The organism is Microbacterium alkaliflavum (assembly GCF_044325405.1).
Taxonomy (GTDB): Bacteria; Actinomycetota; Actinomycetes; order Actinomycetales; family Microbacteriaceae; genus Microbacterium; species Microbacterium alkaliflavum.
Map to the genome: position 1 here is coordinate 79,475 of NZ_JBIQWL010000008.1, position 18,055 is coordinate 97,529.

Sequence of the window (18,055 nt, forward strand, 5' to 3'; positions counted from 1 at the left end):
TCTGTCAGACTGGGATTCCGCACAGCCTAGACGATGCCGGTCGATCTGTCCGATCCGTGTCCACACGTGCTCCGTTCCGACAATGGCGAGGAACCATGACCGATACCCTGCTGCGCTCCGTCGCGCTTCCCGACCTCGATGCGGATGCGCGCGTGCGCGCCGACGACCGCTCGCATGTCTTCCACTCGTGGAGCGCGCAGGCGCTCATCGACCCGCTCCCCGTCGCCGCGGGCGAAGGGGCCACCTTCTGGGACTACGCCGGCAACGCCTACCTCGACTTCTCGTCGCAGCTCGTCAACCTCAACCTGGGGCACCAGCATCCCGATCTCGTGGAGGCGATTCAGCGGCAGGCGGGCCGCCTCGCGACGATCCAGCCGTCGATGGCCAGCGACGTGCGCGGCGAGCTCGCCCGCCGCATCGCCGACGTCGCGCCCGACGGGTTCGAGAAGGTGTTCTTCACGAACGGCGGCGCCGACGCCAACGAGAACGCCGTGCGCATGGCACGCGCCGTGACCGGCCGGCGCAAGGTGCTGTCGGCCTACCGCAGCTACCACGGCAACACGACGACGGCGATCTCGCTCACGGGCGACCCCCGCCGCTGGGCGAACGAGCCCGGCGACGGCTCCGTCGCGCACTTCTTCGGCCCCTACCCGTACCGCTCGGCGTTCCATGCGACGACGCCCGAGGAGGAGTCGCAGCGCGCGCTCGAGCACCTCGAGCAGGTGATCGTGCTCGAGGGCGCCTCGACGATCGCGGCGATCGTGCTCGAGACGATCGTCGGCACGAACGGCGTGCTCGTGCCGCCGGCCGGGTACCTCGCGGGCGTCCGGGCGCTGTGCGACAAGTACGGCATCGTGTGGATCGCCGACGAGGTCATGGTCGGCTTCGGCCGTGTCGGCGAGTGGTTCGCGTTCCAGGCCTTCGACGTCGCCCCCGACCTCATCACCTTCGCGAAGGGCGTCAACTCGGGCTACGTGCCGCTCGGCGGAGTCGTGATCTCCGAGCGCATCGCGGCGCACTTCGACACGGTGTCCTTCCCCGGCGGGCTCACGTACTCGGGGCACCCGCTCGCGTGCGCGGTGGGCGTCGCGACGTTCGAGGTGTTCGAGCGCGACGGCATCCTCGAGCGCGTGCGCGACCTCGGCAAGCGCGTCGTCGAGCCCCACCTGCGCGACATGGCCTCGCGGCATCCCTCCGTCGGCGACATCCGCGGAATGGGCCTCTTCTGGGCGATCGAGCTCGTGCGCGACCGCGGGACGCGCGAGCCGCTCGTCCCGTTCAATGCGAGCGGAGCGGATGCCGCGCCCGTCACCGCCGTCGCCGCGGCGTGCAAGCGGGGCGGCGTCTGGCCCTTCACGCATTTCAACCGCGTGCACGTCGCGCCGCCCCTCGTCATCTCGGAGGACGACCTCGGGCGCGGCCTCGACGTGATCGACGGCGCGCTCGACGAGGCCGACGCCGCGCTCGCCTGACCTTCCTCACTGCGAGTGTCCCGGGAGGAGATGTCGCCTCAGGAGGGCGCCGGGGCACGGCATCCACCTCCCCTGCCGCGATCTCCTCCCGAGGTGCGCTCCCGTGCGCCGTCGTGCACCCCGACCCGCCCGTGCCCGTAGCCCGTGCTCTCACCGAGCGCCCACGTTCTGCACGGTTCGGAACGGGTGCTTTCGGCGAGAGCACGGGCTATGGGCGAGCAGCCGAGGCTCAGTTACCTTGCAGTTCTAGGTACCTTGTAGTTCTATGTACCTAGAACATCGAGGTATGGAGGGCGCATGCGCATCGGCAAGGACCTCGTCGCGGCGACCGCGACACCGCTCGTGCTCGGCATCCTCGCGGAGGGCGAGTCGTACGGGTACGCGATCCTCCGCCGCATCGGCGAACTGTCCGACGGCGAGCTGGAGTGGAGCGACGGGATGCTGTACCCCCTCCTGCACCGCCTCGAGCGGCTCGGGCACATCGAGTCGGCCTGGAGTGCGGCGCCCAACGGCCGGCCGCGCAAGCACTACCGCCTGAGCCGCTCCGGTGAGGCCGCGTTCGCCGAGCAGCGCCGGCAGTGGGCCGTCGTGAGCCACACGCTGCAGCAGGTCTGGCGCGACCGCGGCGATTCGCGCGCGGCGCTCCCTCTCGGGAGCCCGGCATGACCCCGGCCGAGCACGACGCCGGGCGCGACGCCAAGCACAACGCCGACCGCGACGCAGCGATCGAGGCGCAGATCGAGCAGTGGCGGCGATACGTCTCGCGCAGCGAGGCGATCTCCCCCGGCGACGCGCGCGAGCTCGAAGGACACCTCCGCGACCAGATCGACGGGCTCGAGGCATCCGGTCTCTCGCCGGACGAGGCGTTCCTCGTCGCCGTGGGACGCCTGGGTAAGCTCGACGAGCTCTCGCGCGAGTTCGCGCGCGAGCACTCCGAGCGCCTGTGGAAGCAGCTCGTCGTCGGCGACGCCGACACGGCACCGAGAAGAGCGAACGGCCTCGCCCTCGCGGTCGGGCTCGCCGTCGCCGCGGCGGTCGTCGTCAAGATCCCGGCCCTGTTCGGCATCCGATTCGGAGCCGACCCCGAGTTCTACGCGCTCAACCTCGCGGTGCTCGTGCTCCCGTTCCTCGCCGCCTACTTCCTCGTGCGCCGGCACTCCGCCATCGCGACCGTCATCGCCGTCGGCGTGCCGTTCGTCATCGCCGCCGTGCTGCTCAATGCCTATCCCTTCGCCCCCGACGGCGCGACGATGATGCTCGCGGCGCTCCACGCGGCCGTCGCGCTGTGGCTCGTGACGGGCATCGCGTACGCGGACGGCGACTGGCGCTCCGATCGTGCGCGCATGGACTTCATCCGCTTCACGGGTGAATGGTTCATCTACCTCGTGCTCATCGCCCTCGGCGGAGGCGTCCTGGCGGCGCTCACGATGGGGGTGTTCAGCGCGATCGGCCTCGACGCTGGCTGGTTCGTGCAGGAGTGGCTCGTGCCGTGCGGCTTCGCCGGCGCCGTCGTCATCGCGGGATGGCTCGTCGAGGCCAAGCAGAGCGTCATCGAGAACATCGCACCGGTGCTGACGAAGCTCTTCACGCCCCTGTTCACGCTGCTGCTGCTCGCGCTCATCGTCGCGGGATTCGTGCAGTTCGGCAGGAGCGGCACGACGGGTGAGTCCGACATCGAGGTTTTCGGGCAGCGCGACCTCCTGATCATCTTCGACATCGTGCTCGTCGTCGTGCTGGGACTGCTCCTGTACTCGCTGTCGGCGCGCGATGCGACCCAGCCGCCGGGATGGTTCGAGCGACTGCAGCTGCTCATGCTCGTCGCGGCGCTCGTCGTCGACATCCTCGTGCTCGTCGCGATGATCAGCCGCATCAGCGAGTTCGGCGCGAGTCCCAACAAGCTCGCGTCGCTCGGCCTCAACCTCATCCTGCTCGTGAACCTGTCGGGGGCCGCGTGGCTGCAGGCCCGATTCGTCATGGGCAGGACGGCATTCGGCCGCGTCGAACGGTGGCAGACCGCCTACGTGCCGGTCTACCTCGCGTGGGCGACGATCGTCACCGTCGTGTTCCCGCCGCTCTTCGGGTTCGTGTGACGAAGAGCTCGCCGCGTCCGCGAACTCCTCCTCAGGCATCCTGATCGACGCGGACAGGGCCGATCCGGCGTTCGCATGAGAAGTCACGCCCCACGCGCCTCGCCGATCGGGCGACGGGCGTCGAGCGGGATGAACGGCGCGTCGACGCCGAGTCGCACATCGCCGTCGCCGACGGTCTCGACGCACTCCCACGGCACGATCCGCGATGCCCGGTGCATGCGGGTGATGATCGCGTTGATGAGCGCGGGGGCATTGACCCGGCCCCGCTCGTACCCGTAGAACGAGAGCCGGCTGTGCGGGCTCACGATGAGAGCGACAAGCTCGAGGTCGCCCTCCCGCCGACCCTGCCGCGCGCCTCGGCGGAAGCGCGCATCGACCACGACGCCGAGGTCGGCGCCGTCGAGGGCGTGCACGCGGCAGCCGAGGAGCTCACTCAGGAGCATGACGGCCTCCCGGGATGCGCGCGATGATGCGATCGCGCACCCAGCGCTCGACCCATGTCGCATCCAGATCGTCGGCCTTCACCGAGAGCTCGAGCGCCGAGCCCAATCGCTTCACGTCCTTCCACGGCAGACGGTCCCACTGGGACCGGGGGATGTGCCCGCCCGCGATCCGGGGCAGCACGGCGGCGCCCACGAGGATCGCCGTCACGACGGGCGGGCTCTCGGGATCCGGGGAGCCGCCGACCGCGACGCCGTCGAGCTCGATGTCGTCGACGGTGCTGACCGGCACGCCGTCGCGGTCGAGGATCTGCCGGTCGAGCAGGTGCAGGCGCGCGTCGACGCCGCGGCCATCGACGTCGCGGTACCACTCGAGCGGATGCTGCGGTTCTCGTGCATGCGTCATGAGCCCATCCCCGAGACGATGAGGAGCGGGATCGCCGCGATCGCGGCGATCAGGATGATGACGAGGAAGACCACGCCGAGCGCATTGCGCACGCGCCCGTTGACCTCGTCGCCCATGTAGTCGGGATCGTTCGCGACCACGAGGATCGGGAAGTACGTCAGGGGCAGCGCGACCGCCGAGAACACGACGGAGAGCTCGGTCACGGCGATCGGGTCGACGCCCGTGAGCAGGATGCCTCCCCCGACGAGCAGGCAGACGATCATCGCGAGGTGGAACCGGGCGGCCTGAGTCGGGCGCCGGAACTTTCCCCAGCTCCACCCGAAGAACTGGGCGAGGGTGTAGCCGCTGGACAGCGTCGTCTCCAGCGCCGCGCCGAACGTCGCCGCGAGGATGCCGACGATCGCGAAGGCGAGGGCGAGCTGCCCGCCCGCCTGCGAGACGGGCAGCACGATCTGCGACAGCGTCTCGACCTGGATCGCCTGCGGCATGAGCACGACCGCCGCGCACGCCGCGATCGCGACCGACAGGATGCCGCCGAGCGGGAAGCCGATGAAGACGTTGGCGCGCTCGGTGCCGAGGTCCTTCGTCGTCCAGTGCTCCTCGAGGGCGCCCGACGAGAAGAAGAACACCTCGTACGGGGTCATGGCGGCGCCGAACAGCGCGACCGCGAAGTACCAGTACGACAGCGGATTCGAGCCGCCCTGGGTCCAGGGCTGCACGACGTCCGTCGCGAGGCTCCCCCAGTCCGGCTTGAGCAGGAAGAGCGCGACGACGAAGACGATGAGCGAGAGCCCGAGCAGACCTGCGACGTTCTCCATGATCGAGAACTTCACGCGCCACAGGACGATCCAGACGCCGAACAGCGCGACGGGGATCCACATCCCGGGCCCGACGCCCGCGGCGAGCTGGAGCGCGAGCGCGATGCCGCCGATCTCGGCCGTCACGGTCAGCAGGTTGATGAGGAAAGACGCGCCGAGGTTGATGAGACCCGTGCGGGGACCGAGCCGCTCGCGGATGATCTCGAACGTCGCGCGGCCGCCGACGGCGGCGACCCGGCCCGCCATGTCGGCGTAGAGGCAGATGCCGACGACCCCGATCGCGACGACCCACACGAGACTCAGGCCGAACCGCGACCCGACGACGGAGTTGGTGACGAGGTCGCCGATGTCGACGAACCCGCCGATGGCGGTGAGGATGCCGAGGGCGACGGCGAAGATGCGCTTCATCCGGCGCTCCCGAGCTCCGCGAGGCGGTCCGCTGCGCGTTCGAGCCGCGCCTCGGCGCCGGAGCCGCCACGCACGGCGGCCTGCACGGCGTCGAGCGATGCCATGCTCGCGTCGAGCAGCTCGGTGCGGTAGGCGGCATCCTCCGCATCCGCGGGCCTGTGCAGCGCGACCTCCCGCGTGAGGTCGGCGAGCTTGGTCTCCATGTCGCCGAGCAGCGCGGTCGCCGTCGTCCGGAACATCAGCCCGTCCTTCTCCTGGTCGACGCCGAGGATTGCGGACCGCGTGTAGCTCAGGGCGTCCTGCGAGAGGCTGACCAGGGCGGGGTCGGGCGAGGGCGTCGGGGCGCACCCGGAGACGGCGAGCACGACGAGGAGCCCGCCGGCGAGCGCGGATCGACACCGGCCGCGGGCATGCCGGCGCCGCACGTCAGAGCTCCTTGCCGCCCGTCACGGGGAGCACGGCGGCCGAGACGTACGAGGCCTCCTCGGAGGCGAGGTACACGTACGCCCCGGCCAGCTCGGCCGGCTGCGCGGCGCGGCCGAGCGGTGTGTCGGTGCCGAACTCCTCGACCTTCTTCTGGTCCCAGCCGGTCGCCGGGATGAGCGGCGTCCACACGGGCCCGGGTGCGACGGCATTGACCCGCACGCCCTTCGGGCCGAACTCCTGGGCCATCGCCTTGACGAACGCGACCTGGGCGGCCTTCGTCATGGCGTAGTCGACGAGGCTCGGCGACGGATGGAACGCCTGGATCGACGCCGTCACGATGATCGACGATCCCGGTTCGAGGTGCGGCGCGGCCGCGCGCGCCGACCACAGCAGTCCGTAGAGGTTCGTGCGGAACACGCGATCGAACTCGTCGGTCTCGAGGGTCGCCAGGCCATCGCGGTCCTTCTGATAGGCGGCGTTGAGCACGAGGATGTCGAGACCGCCGAACTGCGCGATCGTGTCGGTGACGATCGACGTGGCGAACCGCTCCTCACGGAGGTCGCCGGCGAAGCTCACACCGCGTCGCCCCGCGTCGGCGATGAGACGCACGACCTCGTCGGCATCCTCCAGCTCCTCCGCCATGTGGGCGATCGCGACGTCGGCACCCTCGCGCGCGAACGCGATCGCGACGGCACGCCCGATGCCCGAATCGCCGCCCGTGATGAGCGCCTTGCGCCCCTCGAGGCGCCCCGAGCCGCGGTAGCTGTCCTCGCCGGCATCGGGCTTCGGCCTCACCTCGTCGCTCTTGCCGGGCTGGTCGCCCTGCGACTGCGGTGGGAACCGGTCTTGGTGCTTCTCGCGCGGGTCGGTCTGCTCGTCGCTCATCGTGCTCTCCTCGATCGGGGTCGGAAAGGGTCAGCCCGCCGGGCCGAGATCGGCGACCGCGGGACCTTCGAGCCGGCTGCCGTCCGCGGCGAAGCGGGAGCCGTGCAGCGGGCAGTCCCACGAACGCTCGGCGTCGTTCCACGAGACGATGCCGCCCAGGTGCGTGCAGACGGCGGACAGTCGGCACAGCGTGCCGTCGACGCGCGACTCGGCGACGGGCGAGATGCCGGATCGCACGATGCGCCCTTCGCCTTCGGCGGGCAGCTGCTTGGGGTTCGACGAGAGCTCGGCTCGCGTCCAGCCGCCGACGAGATGGCCGGCGACCTCGGCATTGGCGGTCACGGCCTCGCCCGCGTCGGGGAGGCTCGGCATCCCCGAGCGGAGCTGCTCCGCCCACACCGGCGGACTGTCGGCGATCGCGCCGCTGATGGCGAGGGCGGCGGCCGCCGCGTTCGCCATCCCCCACTTGTTGAAGCCCGTGGCGGTGTAGATGCGGCCGCTGCCGCGGGGCATGAGCCCCGCGAACGGCACGTGCGTCACCATGCGGTAGTCCTGCGCCGCCCACCACGTGAGCCGCTCGGCCCCGGGAAACCGGTCGAACACCCAGCCGTCGAGGTCGTCGCGGCGCGCCAGGACGCTCTCCTCGCGCCCAGGCACGAAGCCGCCGCCGCCGGCGATGAGCACGGTGCGATCCTCGGCATCCGTCGCCCCGCGCAGGGAGCGCGCCAACGGGTCGACCGACAGGTACATCCCGTCCGGAACGGCGACGCCGCCGGGCAGGCGATACGCGGCGGCGAGCGAGCGCGACGGTACGGCCTTCGCGAAGAACAGGCCGCGGTCGAGGATCGGGATGCCGGTGGCGAGCACGACGAGACGAGCGTCGATGTCGTGCCCCTCGGTGTGCACGCGGACGCCGTGCTCGACGACGTCGGCGCCCGTGACGCGGCATCCCGTGACGACGCGACCACCGAGCCGGCGCACCTCGATGACGAGGCGCACGAGAAGCCGCAGCGCGTGGAGCTGCCACTGACCCGGCAGGCGCAGAGCGCTCGTGACGGGGAACGGCAGACCGACGTCGGCGCCGGGGCCCTCGAGCTCGACGGGAAGTCCGCCCGCGACGAGCGCTTCGGCCTCGGCGCGCAGCGCGTCGTCGCCCTCGGGTGTCGTCGCATAGGTGAACGCGGTGCGAGGCTGGATGACGGCAGCGTCGTCACCGGCCTCCGCGCGGATCCACTCCGGACCCTCCCGATTCGCTTCGAGGTAGGCACGCAGCACGTCGTCGCCCGCGTGCGAGCGGATCCCGCTCGCGATCGACCCCTGCAGGAGGCTGAGCTTTCCGGTCGTGTTCCCCGTGGTCGCCGCGCCCACCGTCCGCGCCTCGAGCACCAGGACGCCCCGGCCCTGGCGGGCGAGCATCACCGCCGTCGCAAGGCCCGTCAAGCCCGCCCCGACCACCACGACGTCGGCGCGGTCGGGGCGGGGGTCTGATCGGACCGGCGTCGAGGTGCGCTCCCAGATGGACTGCGGCGGCGACGTCGGCGAGCTCATGGCTACCCGGTCGTGGCGGCGGGCATCGGGGGGAAGTGGGGGATCTCGATCGGGCGATGCCCCCGGCCGAAGGCGCCGCCGGGCGAGAGGTCGGCTGCTGCCGCACGCAGCACGTCGCCCAGCTCGGTGAAGTGCGACCAGCCGCTGCGACCGTGCAACCAGATGACCTCTACGCCATCTGCCGTCGCCTCGACGTACGCCACGACGCTCGCGGGGTCGTCCTCCTCGACATTGCGGTCGCACAGACGCCAGGCGTCCTCGCTGAGAGGCACCAGTTCGAGCTGGTGCACAGACCCTTCCGCCATCATCGTCATCGTCATCGCCTCACTCGTGCCGGTCCGCGGGGATGCGGTACGACCGGACGGGGATGTACCCCTTGCCGGCCGCGCGCCGATAGTCGTCACTGTCACCGCCGAAACGTCTGTTCGGTGCATAGCCGGGCTGCTGCGAGGGATCGACCGCCTCCTCACGGCGGTGATGCGTCCTGCTCTTGCTCATCCTCGTGCCTTACTCGATCCCGTCGTCGGCGCCGCGAAGCGGGCCGGCTCTTCCCACAGTTCGATGGTGCGCGCGGAATCCCGCCACGACGAGGGGCTTGACAGATCCGAGCCGACGCGTCCCTCACCGACGCGACGGAAGGCTCAGACGACGGCGCCGCCCTCCGGCGTGATCTGCAGCCAGCGGAACCCGTACCCCTCGAGTTGCACCTCTGTGGGCTGACCGCTCTCCATCGGGATCTCGCGCGGATTCAGGAGGTCGGTGAGGACTTCGCCCCCGAGCTGGTCGGCGGTGGGCAGCAGGACGGTCGCGGGCGCGGACAGCAGATTGTGCAGCGCGAGGAGGCCGCCGCCGCGGTCGGTGGCGATGAGGTGGGCCAGTACGCCCGGAGTCTCGTGCTCGATCACGCGCACGTCCCCCCAGCCGATCTCCGGAGTCGTCCGGTACCGGGCGATGAGCGCCCCGATGAAGTGGAAAAGCGATCCGCGGTCCATCTGCTGGTCACGCACGTTCACGTGCTCGGGGCCGTAGCCCCCTGTCGTGACGGGACCCGGCAGCCGCGACGGCCGGGCCGACGAGAAGCCGCCGTTGCGGGTGCGCGACCACTGCATCGGCGTGCGCACGGCCAGGCGGCCGCGCAGCTCGGGGTTCTCGCCCATGCCGATCTCCTCGCCGTAGAAGAGCACGGGGGCGCCGGGCAGCGAGAAGAGCAGGCTGTACGCCAGCCTGAGCCGGCGGGGGTCGCCCCCCAGCATCGGCGCGAGGCGGCGCACGATGCCGCGATCGTAGATGCGCTGGGCGGGATCGGGGGCGAACTCCTCGAAGACCCGTTCGCGCTCGTCGGGCTGCAGCAGGTGGAGGGTCAGCTCGTCGTGGTTGCGCAGGAAATTGCCCCACGTGGCGGGCTCGTGCGTCGTCGGCCTGGAGGCGAGCGCCTTCGCGATGGGCTCGGCCTCTCCGCTCGCGAGCGAGAGGTACACGGCGTTCATGAGCGTGAAGTCGAACTGCGCGTCGAGCTCGCCGCCGTCACCGCCTCCGAAGTAGGCGAACTGCCCGTCATGGGGCAGCGAGACCTCTCCGAGCAGCATCGCCTCGCTGGAGCGCCGGCGGATGAACCGCTTGAGGTCGCGAAGGAACTCGTGGGGGTCGGAGTCGATGGGCGCCCCCGGTCCCGAGAGCAGGAAGGGCACGGCGTCGACGCGGAACCCCGCGATTCCGAGCGAAAGCCAGAAGGCGACGATCTTGGACACCTCGTCGCGCACGCGCGGCTCGGCGAGGTTGAGGTCGGGCTGATGGCGATAGAAGGAATGCAGGAAGTACTGCTCGGTGCGCGGCTCCCATTCCCAGATGCTCTGCTCCTCGCCGGGGAAGACCTCGTTCTTGGAGTTCTTCGTGGGGCGGTCGCGCCAGACGTAGTAGTCGCGGTAGCGCGAATTGCGCGAGCGCTTCGCCTCGCGGAACCAGTGGTGCTTGTCCGAGGTGTGGTTGACGACCAGGTCGATGATCGTGCGGATGCCGCGGCTGCGAGCCGTCCGCACGAACTCGACGACGTCGCCGAGGCTGCCCAGGCGCGGATCGACGCCGTAGAAGTCGCTGATGTCGTACCCGTCGTCGCGGTCGGGCGTCGGGTAGAAGGGCATGAGCCACACGCACGTGACCCCGAGCTGCTCGAGGTAGCCGATCGACTCCGTGAGCCCCTGGAAGTCGCCGATGCCGTCGCCGTCGCCGTCGCGGAAGGTCTCCACGTCGAGGCAGTAGTACACGGCGTTGCGCCACCACAGATCGCCGGTGTCGGACATCCTCATGCGAGCGCCTTCCGCAGGGCCGGCAGCAGCTGGGAGGCCGCACGCGCGAGGAACGCATCCTGGTCGAGCCCGACGTGGTGCACGTAGAGCTCGTCGAAGCCGACCGCCGCGATCCGGGCGAGCCGCTCGGCCATCCCGCGGGGGTCGGAGCCGATCAGCACGGCCGCGCGGAGCGCGTCCTCGTCGCCCGGATCGGACAGGCGATCGAAGTCCTCGGGCTGCTCGAGGTCCCACACGACGTCGCCCGGCGCGGTGGCCTGGCGCCACTGGTCGGCTGCTGCGCCGAGCGCCGCGTCGTCGCCGGCGCGCTCGGCGTCGCGCACGAGGGCCAGCAGCCGCGACGGGGCGAACTGCTCGTGAGAGGCGTGGAATCCGATCCGAGTCATGCTCACTCCGACGACACGGCGCTCTCGTGGTGCGGAGCCCCGACGGGCTTGGACTCACTCGACCCCCGCTGCCGCAGGTAGATCGCGAACGCCACCATGCATCCGACCGCGAGGAACTCGGACTGCCAGTTCTGCAACGTCCGGTTCCAGAACTCGGGCGAGACGACGTACTGCGCCCATGACTCGGCCGGCATCCCGTGCTGGGCGTTCTCCTGGTTGGCGACGACGACGCCTCCGAGCGACTGCGCGAGCCACGACAGGAGGAAGATCGTGCCCATCACCAGGAGCAGCGAGTTGGAGTAGACCCAGCCTCGCAGCCCGGTGCTGCGCGCCCAGCGCGGCGAGTCGGCGAGCGCGTATCGGCCCAGGTACTGCTCCTTGTCGGATTCCACCCCCTCGTCGCCCGGCTTCTTCGACTCCGGGGAGCCTCGCTGGACGAGCCAGATCGTCGCGAGGATGAACAGGAAGAACTGCAGGAACTCGGACTGCCAGTTCTCGGCGACGTCGACGAGGAAGCTCGACGACGTCACGAACTCGCCGAATCCCACGGGTGGCTGCCCATGCATCGCGAGCTCCTCGTTCTCGTTGGCGAAGCCCGCGACCGACTGACCGACCAGCGCGAGCACGAAGATCACGAGGAAGAACAGGCTCAGGCCCGCGTCGCGAGCGAACCGCTTCATGGGGTCACCTCCCGGTGAGCGGGAGGACGATCATGATGGCGAGTCCCACGACGATCACGGCCATCCAGGTCCAGAACATCGCGCGCCGTGCGAGTCGGCCGGCTGCGGGCTCCATGTCGCTCCCCTCTCCGGCTTCCGGTTCCAACGACCGTAGGCGCGGGCCGTGCGGGTCGGCAGGGGCTTGACGGCCTCCGCGCGCGCATGGCACCGGGACTGAAGCACCTCGCGTTATCCCACACCTTCCCCCGCGGGCGCAAGCCCCGCGTCCCGCGGGGATCGTCGGGTTTCACTGGGACGACCGCGGCCGATCAGCCGCGCGACATGAAGGGAGTGGCGATGTCGGACACTCGTGACACGCTGCCAACGGGCGGGTCGTCGTACCCGACCACTACCTCGCCAACCGAAAACACCTCCACGACGGGAAAGCCGTCCGCCGGTGATGTCGTCGACACTGCGAAGCAGGAAGCAGCGGGCGTCGCCGACACCGCGAAGGAGCAGGCGAAGGAGGTCGGGCGCGAAGCGAAGACGCAGCTGAAGAGCCTGTACCACCAGACCCGCGACGAGGTGAGCGACCAGGCGGCCCACCGCCAGCAGCGGCTCGCCGACGGACTGCGCTCCGCAGGCGACGAACTGCGCGGCATGGCCGACTCGAGCTCGCAGAACGGCGTCGCGTCCGATGTCGTGCGCCAGGTCTCGCACCGGCTCGACCACGCCGGCTCGTGGCTCTCCTCGCGCGACCCCGGCCAGGTGCTCGACGAGGTCAAGCGCTATGCGCGCCGTCGCCCCGTCGTCTTCCTCGCGGCCGCGGCCGTCGCGGGAATCGTCGTCGGACGCCTTACTCGCTCGCTCGCGGCGGGTTCGCCGTCATCGCCGTCGCGCTACACGGGCACCGGCTACACGGGCTCCGGCTATCCCGGCGCCACGGGTTCCGGCTACCCCGGCACGAACGGCCGCATGGGCGCCTACGACTCCGGTGATGGCTACCGCGCCCCCGACACGGGCGGGTCGGGGACGCCGATCTACGACGCGACCTCGTCGTCGCCGACGCTGCGGTCCACGGCGGCAGACGGCACCCGAGCGGACCAGGAGCCGGACGACGCCCTGTACCGCCAGGGGGAGGTGTCGGGGGATGACCGACCAGACACCCTCTGAACGTCAGGCGGCGAACAGCTCGCTGGGCGAGCTGGTCGGCGAGGTGACGCATGACATGTCGCTGCTCATGCGCCAGGAGCTCGAGCTCGCCAAGGCCGAGCTGCGCGAGTCGGCCAAGACGACCGCCAAGGCGGGGGCCATGTTGGGCGCCGGCGCGTATGCCGGCCACCTGACCGTCCTCTTCCTGTCGATCGCACTGTGGTGGGGCCTCGGATCGCTCTTCGACAACGGATGGCTGGGGGCACTCGTCGTCGCCATCCTCTGGGGGATCGCCGCGGCGATCCTCATCGTGGTCGGCCGCAACAAAATCAAGGAAGTCCAGGGCGTGCCCCAGACGGTGGACACGCTGAGGGAGATTCCGGGAACGCTCAAGCGAAACGAGGAGAACCGATGAGCAACCAATCACCCGAGGAGATCCGGGCGAACATCGAGACGACCCGGCGCGATCTGGGCCAGGACGTCGACGCGCTGGCCGACAAGGTCACGCCGTCGAAGATCGTCGAGCGTCAGACGGACAAGGTGCGGCACGGCATGCACCGCCTGCGCGAGCACATCATGGGCGCCGCCGACGACGCGACGTCGTCGGTCGCCGACGCGGGCCACTCCGTGGCGAACGGCGTCGGGGACGCGGGCCACGCGATCAAGGTCAAGACCCAGGGCAACCCGCTGGCCGCAGGGCTCATCGCCTTCGGCGCGGGCCTGCTCGTGGCATCCCTCATCCCCGCCTCCGACAAGGAGCGCGAGCTCGCCGCGAAGGTGGAGCAGAAGGCGCAGCCCTTGATGGACGAGGTGAAGGACGCCGCGCGCGAAGTGGGCCAGAACCTCAAGGAGCCGGCACAGGATGCCGTCGACTCGGTCAAGACGACGGCGCAGGATGCCGCGCAGACCGTCGCCGACGACGCGAAGGCAAGCGGTCAGACGGTCGCCGACCAGACGAAGCAGGCCGCCGGCGCCGACGGCTCGTCCGCGAGCGGCACGGGCGCCTCCACGACCGGAACGTCGTGGGGCTCCGACTCCGGAGTCAGCTGAGCTCGTCGTCGATGCCGATCGGGCCGTCCTCCTCGGGAAGCGCGAGGTTCGTCGCCGAGAGGCGGCGGATGCGCTTCCTGAGGTCGGCCTCGACCCCGACGTCGGTCGGCGGTCTCATGGCGGAGTCCGCGGACTCCGCCATGAGCACCGTCGCTGGAGTGAGCAGGAAGGTCGCGACGACCTCATGGCCGTCGCTTCCGACAGCGGGGAGGTCGACCGTATCGCCCTCGCCTGCGCTCGCGACGAGTCGTGCGTACTCCATGAGGAGCGCGACCAGCGTGTCATCCATCAGGAGCGACTTCTCGGCGTACGTCACGTGCTTCATGCCCGCAGAGTAACCCCCGGCACCGGACATCCGGCCACAGGGTTGACACCGGCTCCGCCGGCTGAGTGAACCGCACGAACGAAAGGAATGATCGTGCAGATCGTAGAGAAGATCGACGTCGACGTCCCCGTGACGACGGCGTACAACCAGTGGACGCAGTTCGAGAGCTTCCCGCACTTCCTGCAGGAGGTCGAGTCGATCAGGCAGATCGACGCGACGCACCTGCACTGGAAGGTCAAGGTGGGCGGCGCCGAGCGCGAGTTCGACGCCGAGATCACGGAGCAGCATCCCGACGAGCGCGTCGCATGGCGCAGCACCGGGGGAGACACAGAGCACGCGGGCGTCGTGACGTTCCACCGGCTCGGCGACACGCAGACGCGGGTCACCGTGCAGATCGACTGGGATCCGGACGGATTCCTCGAGACGGTGGGCTCGCTCGTGGGCGTGCCTCAGCACGCCGTGAAGAAGGACCTCGAGAACTTCAAGGAGTTCATCGAGGAGCGAGGCGGCGAGACGGGCAGCTGGCGCGGCGACGTCGAGCCCGGAGCGGGCGCCTCGCCCGGGAAGAGCGACACTCCCGGAACCAGCAGCACGAGCGGCACTGCCGACGAGACGGGCGCGACCGGTGACACGGCCACGACGGGCGGCTCGTCCTTCGTCACGGGGTCCGGCGGCGTGACAGAGGCCGGCGACTTCTCGCACGCCTCCGACTCCGGCGGAGTCGTGGGCACGAGCGAGCAGACCGACGATCGACCCTGATCGATCGACTCGTCGCACCGAAGAACCCGGCGTCCCCACGGGGGCGCCGGCTTCGTCTGCGCGGCGCTTTTACTCCCCCTCGGCGCCGACCTCAACCCCCTCACAGATTCGGGCCCGCAGGCGGCACAATTCTCGCAGCGCGGCGACGTGCGGGCGTTGCCCCTGCGAGCGGACAGGAGATCCGTCATGCGAGTGCTCCTCTGGAACGTGCACACCGCGTACACCGACGCCTTCGTACGCGGCGACCACGACTACCTCATCCCGGTCGACGAAGCACGGGATGCCTGGGGCCTCGGCGTCGCCGGACGGCCGTGGGTCAGAGCGCGCGAAGTCGAACTCGGATCCCTCCGTGAGGAGGAGATCGACGTCGTGGTGCTGCAGCGGCCTGAGGAGCTGCAGCTCGTCGAACGGCTCACGGGCCGCCGTGTCGGACGGGAGCTTCCCGCCGTCTACCTCGAGCATCATGCGCCGCCACCCGACTCGATCCGGAGCAGGCATCCGCTCTCCGATCAGGACGCCATCCCGGTCGTCCATATCACGCACTTCAACGACCTCTTCTGGGACAGCGGACGAGCTCGCACGCTGGTGGTCGAACACGGCCTGCCCGACCCGGGTGATCACTACACGGGAGGGCTGGCGCACTTCGGCGCCGTCGTCAACGAGCCCGCCCGCCGTGGCCGCGTCACGGGGACCGACCTGCTCCCCTCATTCGCGCGCATCGCGCCCGTCGACGTCTTCGGCAGCGGTGGTGTCGAGCTCGAGGAGACGTATCCGCCTGAGGAGACGGGCATCGTCGCGGCGGGCGACCTCTCGCCCGAACTCCTGCGCAGAGAACTCGGAGAGCGGCGGGTGTACCTGCATCCCCATCGCTGGACCTCGCTCGGACTCGCCCTCATCGAGGCCATGATGATCGGGATGCCGGTGGTCGCCGTGGCCGCGACGGAGGCGCCTCGCGCCGTCCCGCACGGCGCCGGAGTCGTCTCGACCGACCTCGACGAGCTGCTGCGCGCCTCGATCGCCTACATCGTCGATCCGGGGCTCGCCTTCGAGGCGGGGCAGCGGGCGCGCCATCATGCCCTGCATCGCTTCAGCCACGCCACTTTCCTGCGGGGGTGGGATGCCGTGCTGGGCGACGTCGTCGCCTCGGGCGCTCGAGGCAGACCCGTCGGCGTCGGCGCCCGCTGACGGTCAGGCCCGGACGACGACGGCCTCCCAGGGCCGCAGCGTCACGATGGCCGACTCGGGCGCGGCGCTGTCGGCGTAGTTGCCGAGCACGAGCTCGGCGCCGTGCAGGTCGATGCCGAGATCCACCGTGCGCGACTCGCCGCGGAAGTTCGCCGCGACGACGAGCCGCTCGTCTCCGAGCGTGCGCGTGAACGCGTAGACGTCGGGGTCCTCCGGCAGCAGCAGGGTGAAGTCGCCGAAGCGCACGACGGCCTCGTCGTGGCGCAGCGCGATGAGCCGCCGGTAATGGTGGAAGACCGACTCGGGATCGGCGCGCTGCGCCTCGGCGTTGATGCTGCGGTGGTTGGGGTTGACCGCGATCCAGGGCGTGCCGGTCGTGAATCCGGCCTGGGGCGAGGCATCCCACTGCACGGGCGTGCGCGCGTTGTCGCGGCTGCCGTCCTGGAGGCCCTTGAGCAGCTGGTCGTCGCTGAGGTGTCCGATCGTGCGCGCCTGCGCCACGTAGCGCAGCGACTCGATGTCGCGGTATGACTCGAACGAGGTGAAGTGCGCGTTCGTCATGCCGAGCTCTTCACCCTGATAGACGTACGGCGTGCCGCGGTGCAGGTGCAGCACGGTGCCGAGCATCGTCGCCGACTCGCGGCGGAACTCGCCGTCGTCGCCGAAGCGCGACACGATGCGGGGCTGGTCGTGGTTCTCCCAGTAGAGCGAGTTCCAGCCCGCATCCTGCAGTCCCGCCTGCCAGCGCGACATGGTCGCCTTGAGTTCGCGCAGGTCGAGGGGCTTGATGTCGAAGCGCCCGGCCGGTCCGTGATCGAGACCCATGTGCTCGAACGTGAAGATCATGCCGAGTTCGTCGCGCGCGGGGTCGGTGAGAAGCTTGCCCTCCTCGATCGTGGCGCCCGGGGTCTCGCCGACGAGGAGGAGTTCGCCGTCGCGCCCGTCGAAGACCGCATGGTGCATCTCCTGGAGGAACTCGTGCAGCCGCGGGCCGTTGGTCGTGATGGGGCCGGCATCTCCGTACGGGCCGACCGACACGAGCCCGTCCGCGAGCTCGCCGTCGGGGCCGGTGCGCTTGGAGATCAGGTTGATGACGTCCATGCGGAAGCCGTCGATGCCGCGGTCGAGCCACCAGCGCATCATGTCGTAGACGGCCTTGCGCACCTCGGGGTTCTCCCAGTTGAGGTCGGGCTGCTTCCGACTGAACAGGTGCAGGTAGTACTCGCCCGTCGCCTCGTCGAACGCCCAGGTCGGACCGGAGAAGAACGAGCCCCAGTTCGTGGGCTCGGCGCCGGGCTCGCCCGCCTGCATGCCGGCGCGCGCCGGTCGCCACCAGTACCAGTCGCGCTTCGGGTTGTCGGCCGACGACCGCGACTCGACGAACCACGGATGCTCGTCGCTCGTGTGGTTGACGACGAGGTCCATGACGACCTTGATGCCGCGCTCGTGCAGCGCCTGCACGACCTCGTCGAGATCGGCGAGCGTGCCGAACAGCGGATCGACGTCCTGGTAGTCGCTGATGTCGTAGCCGTTGTCGTCCTGCGGACTGCGGTACACGGGCGAGAACCACACGACGTCGACGCCGAGCTCGGCGAGGTGGTCGACGCGCTGCAGGACACCGCGCAGGTCGCCGATGCCGTTGCCGTCGGAGTCCTGGAACGACCGGGGATAGATCTGGTACACGACGGCCCCGGTCCACCACGGGGTGGTGGCGGGGTCGGTCAGCGGATTGCTCATGAGGTC

20 protein-coding genes and 1 pseudogene are annotated in these 18,055 nt (G+C 70.2%); 8 read left to right on the top strand and 13 right to left on the bottom strand.

Annotated elements, in window-relative coordinates:
• Positions 1-95: 95 nt before the first annotated feature.
• The 3 genes from ACH3VR_RS17945 to ACH3VR_RS17955 all read left to right on the top strand — a co-directional run bounded on the left by ACH3VR_RS17945 (position 96) and on the right by ACH3VR_RS17955 (position 3,562).
• A complete protein-coding gene (locus ACH3VR_RS17945; RefSeq protein ID WP_397557684.1) occupies positions 96-1,472 on the top strand; it encodes an aspartate aminotransferase family protein in 1,377 nt (458 codons plus the stop codon).
• A 297-nt stretch (positions 1,473-1,769) separates the two neighbouring features.
• On the top strand, positions 1,770-2,138 hold the full coding sequence (locus ACH3VR_RS17950) for a PadR family transcriptional regulator (RefSeq protein ID WP_397557685.1): 369 nt from the start codon (positions 1,770-1,772) through the stop codon (positions 2,136-2,138).
• Entirely contained in the window at positions 2,135-3,562 is a 1,428-nt protein-coding gene (locus ACH3VR_RS17955; protein ID WP_397557686.1) for a permease prefix domain 1-containing protein, read from the top strand. Before ACH3VR_RS17950 ends, ACH3VR_RS17955 begins: the two co-directional genes overlap by 4 nt.
• Positions 3,563-3,645: 83 nt before the next feature.
• Here ACH3VR_RS17955 and ACH3VR_RS17960 read toward each other — a convergent pair whose 3' ends face one another.
• The 11 genes from ACH3VR_RS17960 to ACH3VR_RS18010 all read right to left on the bottom strand — a co-directional run bounded on the left by ACH3VR_RS17960 (position 3,646) and on the right by ACH3VR_RS18010 (position 11,862).
• Positions 3,646-4,005 (bottom strand): PRC-barrel domain-containing protein, encoded by a 360-nt coding sequence (locus ACH3VR_RS17960; protein WP_397557687.1) that lies wholly within the window; start codon positions 4,003-4,005, stop codon positions 3,646-3,648.
• Positions 3,992-4,408 carry a hypothetical protein gene (locus tag ACH3VR_RS17965; protein ID WP_397557688.1) on the bottom strand — a complete coding sequence of 139 codons (417 nt, stop codon included), beginning with the start codon at positions 4,406-4,408 and terminating at the stop codon, positions 3,992-3,994. The genes ACH3VR_RS17960 and ACH3VR_RS17965 overlap by 14 nt, the downstream gene beginning before the upstream one ends.
• On the bottom strand, positions 4,405-5,634 hold the full coding sequence (locus ACH3VR_RS17970; RefSeq protein ID WP_397557689.1) for an NRAMP family divalent metal transporter: 1,230 nt from the start codon (positions 5,632-5,634) through the stop codon (positions 4,405-4,407). Before ACH3VR_RS17970 ends, ACH3VR_RS17965 begins: the two co-directional genes overlap by 4 nt.
• Entirely contained in the window at positions 5,631-6,059 is a 429-nt protein-coding gene (locus ACH3VR_RS17975) for a hypothetical protein (RefSeq protein ID WP_397557690.1), read from the bottom strand. The genes ACH3VR_RS17970 and ACH3VR_RS17975 overlap by 4 nt, the downstream gene beginning before the upstream one ends.
• A 1-nt stretch (position 6,060) precedes the next feature.
• Complete coding sequence (locus ACH3VR_RS17980) at positions 6,061-6,945, bottom strand: SDR family oxidoreductase (protein ID WP_397557691.1); 885 nt, start codon at positions 6,943-6,945, stop codon at positions 6,061-6,063.
• A 30-nt stretch (positions 6,946-6,975) separates the two neighbouring features.
• Entirely contained in the window at positions 6,976-8,493 is a 1,518-nt protein-coding gene (locus ACH3VR_RS17985; RefSeq protein ID WP_397557692.1) for an FAD-dependent oxidoreductase, read from the bottom strand.
• A 2-nt stretch (positions 8,494-8,495) separates the two neighbouring features.
• Positions 8,496-8,807 (bottom strand): hypothetical protein, encoded by a 312-nt coding sequence (locus ACH3VR_RS17990; RefSeq protein ID WP_397557693.1) that lies wholly within the window; start codon positions 8,805-8,807, stop codon positions 8,496-8,498.
• 10 nt (positions 8,808-8,817) lie between these two features.
• Complete coding sequence (locus ACH3VR_RS17995; protein ID WP_397557694.1) at positions 8,818-8,991, bottom strand: hypothetical protein; 174 nt, start codon at positions 8,989-8,991, stop codon at positions 8,818-8,820.
• 143 nt (positions 8,992-9,134) lie between these two features.
• Positions 9,135-10,796 (bottom strand): alpha-amylase family protein, encoded by a 1,662-nt coding sequence (locus ACH3VR_RS18000; RefSeq protein ID WP_397557695.1) that lies wholly within the window; start codon positions 10,794-10,796, stop codon positions 9,135-9,137.
• On the bottom strand, positions 10,793-11,182 hold the full coding sequence (locus ACH3VR_RS18005) for a hypothetical protein (protein WP_397557696.1): 390 nt from the start codon (positions 11,180-11,182) through the stop codon (positions 10,793-10,795). Before ACH3VR_RS18005 ends, ACH3VR_RS18000 begins: the two co-directional genes overlap by 4 nt.
• Positions 11,183-11,184: 2 nt before the next feature.
• Positions 11,185-11,862, bottom strand: a complete 678-nt coding sequence (locus ACH3VR_RS18010) for a DUF6766 family protein (protein WP_397557697.1) — start codon at positions 11,860-11,862, stop codon at positions 11,185-11,187.
• 336 nt (positions 11,863-12,198) lie between these two features.
• Here ACH3VR_RS18010 and ACH3VR_RS18015 point away from each other — a divergent pair, with 336 nt between their 5' ends.
• The 3 genes from ACH3VR_RS18015 to ACH3VR_RS18025 are packed head-to-tail and all read left to right on the top strand — an operon-like array spanning position 12,199 to position 14,043.
• Positions 12,199-13,014 (top strand): hypothetical protein, encoded by an 816-nt coding sequence (locus ACH3VR_RS18015; protein WP_397557698.1) that lies wholly within the window; start codon positions 12,199-12,201, stop codon positions 13,012-13,014.
• A complete protein-coding gene (locus ACH3VR_RS18020; protein WP_397557699.1) occupies positions 12,992-13,408 on the top strand; it encodes a phage holin family protein in 417 nt (138 codons plus the stop codon). The genes ACH3VR_RS18015 and ACH3VR_RS18020 overlap by 23 nt, the downstream gene beginning before the upstream one ends.
• Positions 13,405-14,043, top strand: a complete 639-nt coding sequence (locus ACH3VR_RS18025; RefSeq protein ID WP_397557700.1) for a DUF3618 domain-containing protein — start codon at positions 13,405-13,407, stop codon at positions 14,041-14,043. The genes ACH3VR_RS18020 and ACH3VR_RS18025 overlap by 4 nt, the downstream gene beginning before the upstream one ends.
• Here the strand turns inward: ACH3VR_RS18025 and ACH3VR_RS18030 are convergent.
• Entirely contained in the window at positions 14,036-14,368 is a 333-nt protein-coding gene (locus ACH3VR_RS18030; RefSeq protein WP_397557701.1) for a hypothetical protein, read from the bottom strand. The two genes, ACH3VR_RS18025 and ACH3VR_RS18030, sit on opposite strands and share 8 nt — an antisense overlap.
• A gap of 90 nt (positions 14,369-14,458) precedes the next feature.
• On the opposite strand from ACH3VR_RS18030, the pseudogene ACH3VR_RS18035 reads away from it, so the two are divergent.
• Positions 14,459-14,908: pseudogene (locus ACH3VR_RS18035) on the top strand (SRPBCC family protein); the annotation flags it as partial.
• Between the two features lie 405 nt (positions 14,909-15,313).
• Complete coding sequence (locus ACH3VR_RS18040) at positions 15,314-16,312, top strand: glycosyltransferase (RefSeq protein WP_397557702.1); 999 nt, start codon at positions 15,314-15,316, stop codon at positions 16,310-16,312.
• Between the two features lie 3 nt (positions 16,313-16,315).
• Here the strand turns inward: ACH3VR_RS18040 and ACH3VR_RS18045 are convergent, their stop codons facing one another.
• On the bottom strand, positions 16,316-18,049 hold the full coding sequence (locus ACH3VR_RS18045) for a glycoside hydrolase family 13 protein (protein WP_397557703.1): 1,734 nt from the start codon (positions 18,047-18,049) through the stop codon (positions 16,316-16,318).
• Positions 18,050-18,055 lie beyond the last annotated feature (6 nt).

What these genes read in the sequence shown, in the direction of transcription:
- ACH3VR_RS17945 (WP_397557684.1), top strand. Translation starts at nt 96, where the DNA reads ATGACCGATACCCTGCTGCGCTCCGTCGCGCTTCCCGACCTCGATGCG.
- ACH3VR_RS17950 (WP_397557685.1), top strand. Translation starts at nt 1,770, where the DNA reads ATGCGCATCGGCAAGGACCTCGTCGCGGCGACCGCGACACCGCTCGTG.
- ACH3VR_RS17955 (WP_397557686.1), top strand. Translation starts at nt 2,135, where the DNA reads ATGACCCCGGCCGAGCACGACGCCGGGCGCGACGCCAAGCACAACGCC.
- ACH3VR_RS17960 (WP_397557687.1), bottom strand. Translation starts at nt 4,005, where the DNA reads ATGCTCCTGAGTGAGCTCCTCGGCTGCCGCGTGCACGCCCTCGACGGC.
- ACH3VR_RS17965 (WP_397557688.1), bottom strand. Translation starts at nt 4,408, where the DNA reads ATGACGCATGCACGAGAACCGCAGCATCCGCTCGAGTGGTACCGCGAC.
- ACH3VR_RS17970 (WP_397557689.1), bottom strand. Translation starts at nt 5,634, where the DNA reads ATGAAGCGCATCTTCGCCGTCGCCCTCGGCATCCTCACCGCCATCGGC.
- ACH3VR_RS17980 (WP_397557691.1), bottom strand. Translation starts at nt 6,945, where the DNA reads ATGAGCGACGAGCAGACCGACCCGCGCGAGAAGCACCAAGACCGGTTC.
- ACH3VR_RS17985 (WP_397557692.1), bottom strand. Translation starts at nt 8,493, where the DNA reads ATGAGCTCGCCGACGTCGCCGCCGCAGTCCATCTGGGAGCGCACCTCG.
- ACH3VR_RS17990 (WP_397557693.1), bottom strand. Translation starts at nt 8,807, where the DNA reads ATGACGATGATGGCGGAAGGGTCTGTGCACCAGCTCGAACTGGTGCCT.
- ACH3VR_RS17995 (WP_397557694.1), bottom strand. Translation starts at nt 8,991, where the DNA reads ATGAGCAAGAGCAGGACGCATCACCGCCGTGAGGAGGCGGTCGATCCC.
- ACH3VR_RS18000 (WP_397557695.1), bottom strand. Translation starts at nt 10,796, where the DNA reads ATGAGGATGTCCGACACCGGCGATCTGTGGTGGCGCAACGCCGTGTAC.
- ACH3VR_RS18005 (WP_397557696.1), bottom strand. Translation starts at nt 11,182, where the DNA reads ATGACTCGGATCGGATTCCACGCCTCTCACGAGCAGTTCGCCCCGTCG.
- ACH3VR_RS18010 (WP_397557697.1), bottom strand. Translation starts at nt 11,862, where the DNA reads ATGAAGCGGTTCGCTCGCGACGCGGGCCTGAGCCTGTTCTTCCTCGTG.
- ACH3VR_RS18015 (WP_397557698.1), top strand. Translation starts at nt 12,199, where the DNA reads ATGTCGGACACTCGTGACACGCTGCCAACGGGCGGGTCGTCGTACCCG.
- ACH3VR_RS18020 (WP_397557699.1), top strand. Translation starts at nt 12,992, where the DNA reads ATGACCGACCAGACACCCTCTGAACGTCAGGCGGCGAACAGCTCGCTG.
- ACH3VR_RS18025 (WP_397557700.1), top strand. Translation starts at nt 13,405, where the DNA reads ATGAGCAACCAATCACCCGAGGAGATCCGGGCGAACATCGAGACGACC.
- ACH3VR_RS18030 (WP_397557701.1), bottom strand. Translation starts at nt 14,368, where the DNA reads ATGAAGCACGTGACGTACGCCGAGAAGTCGCTCCTGATGGATGACACG.
- ACH3VR_RS18040 (WP_397557702.1), top strand. Translation starts at nt 15,314, where the DNA reads ATGCGAGTGCTCCTCTGGAACGTGCACACCGCGTACACCGACGCCTTC.
- ACH3VR_RS18045 (WP_397557703.1), bottom strand. Translation starts at nt 18,049, where the DNA reads ATGAGCAATCCGCTGACCGACCCCGCCACCACCCCGTGGTGGACCGGG.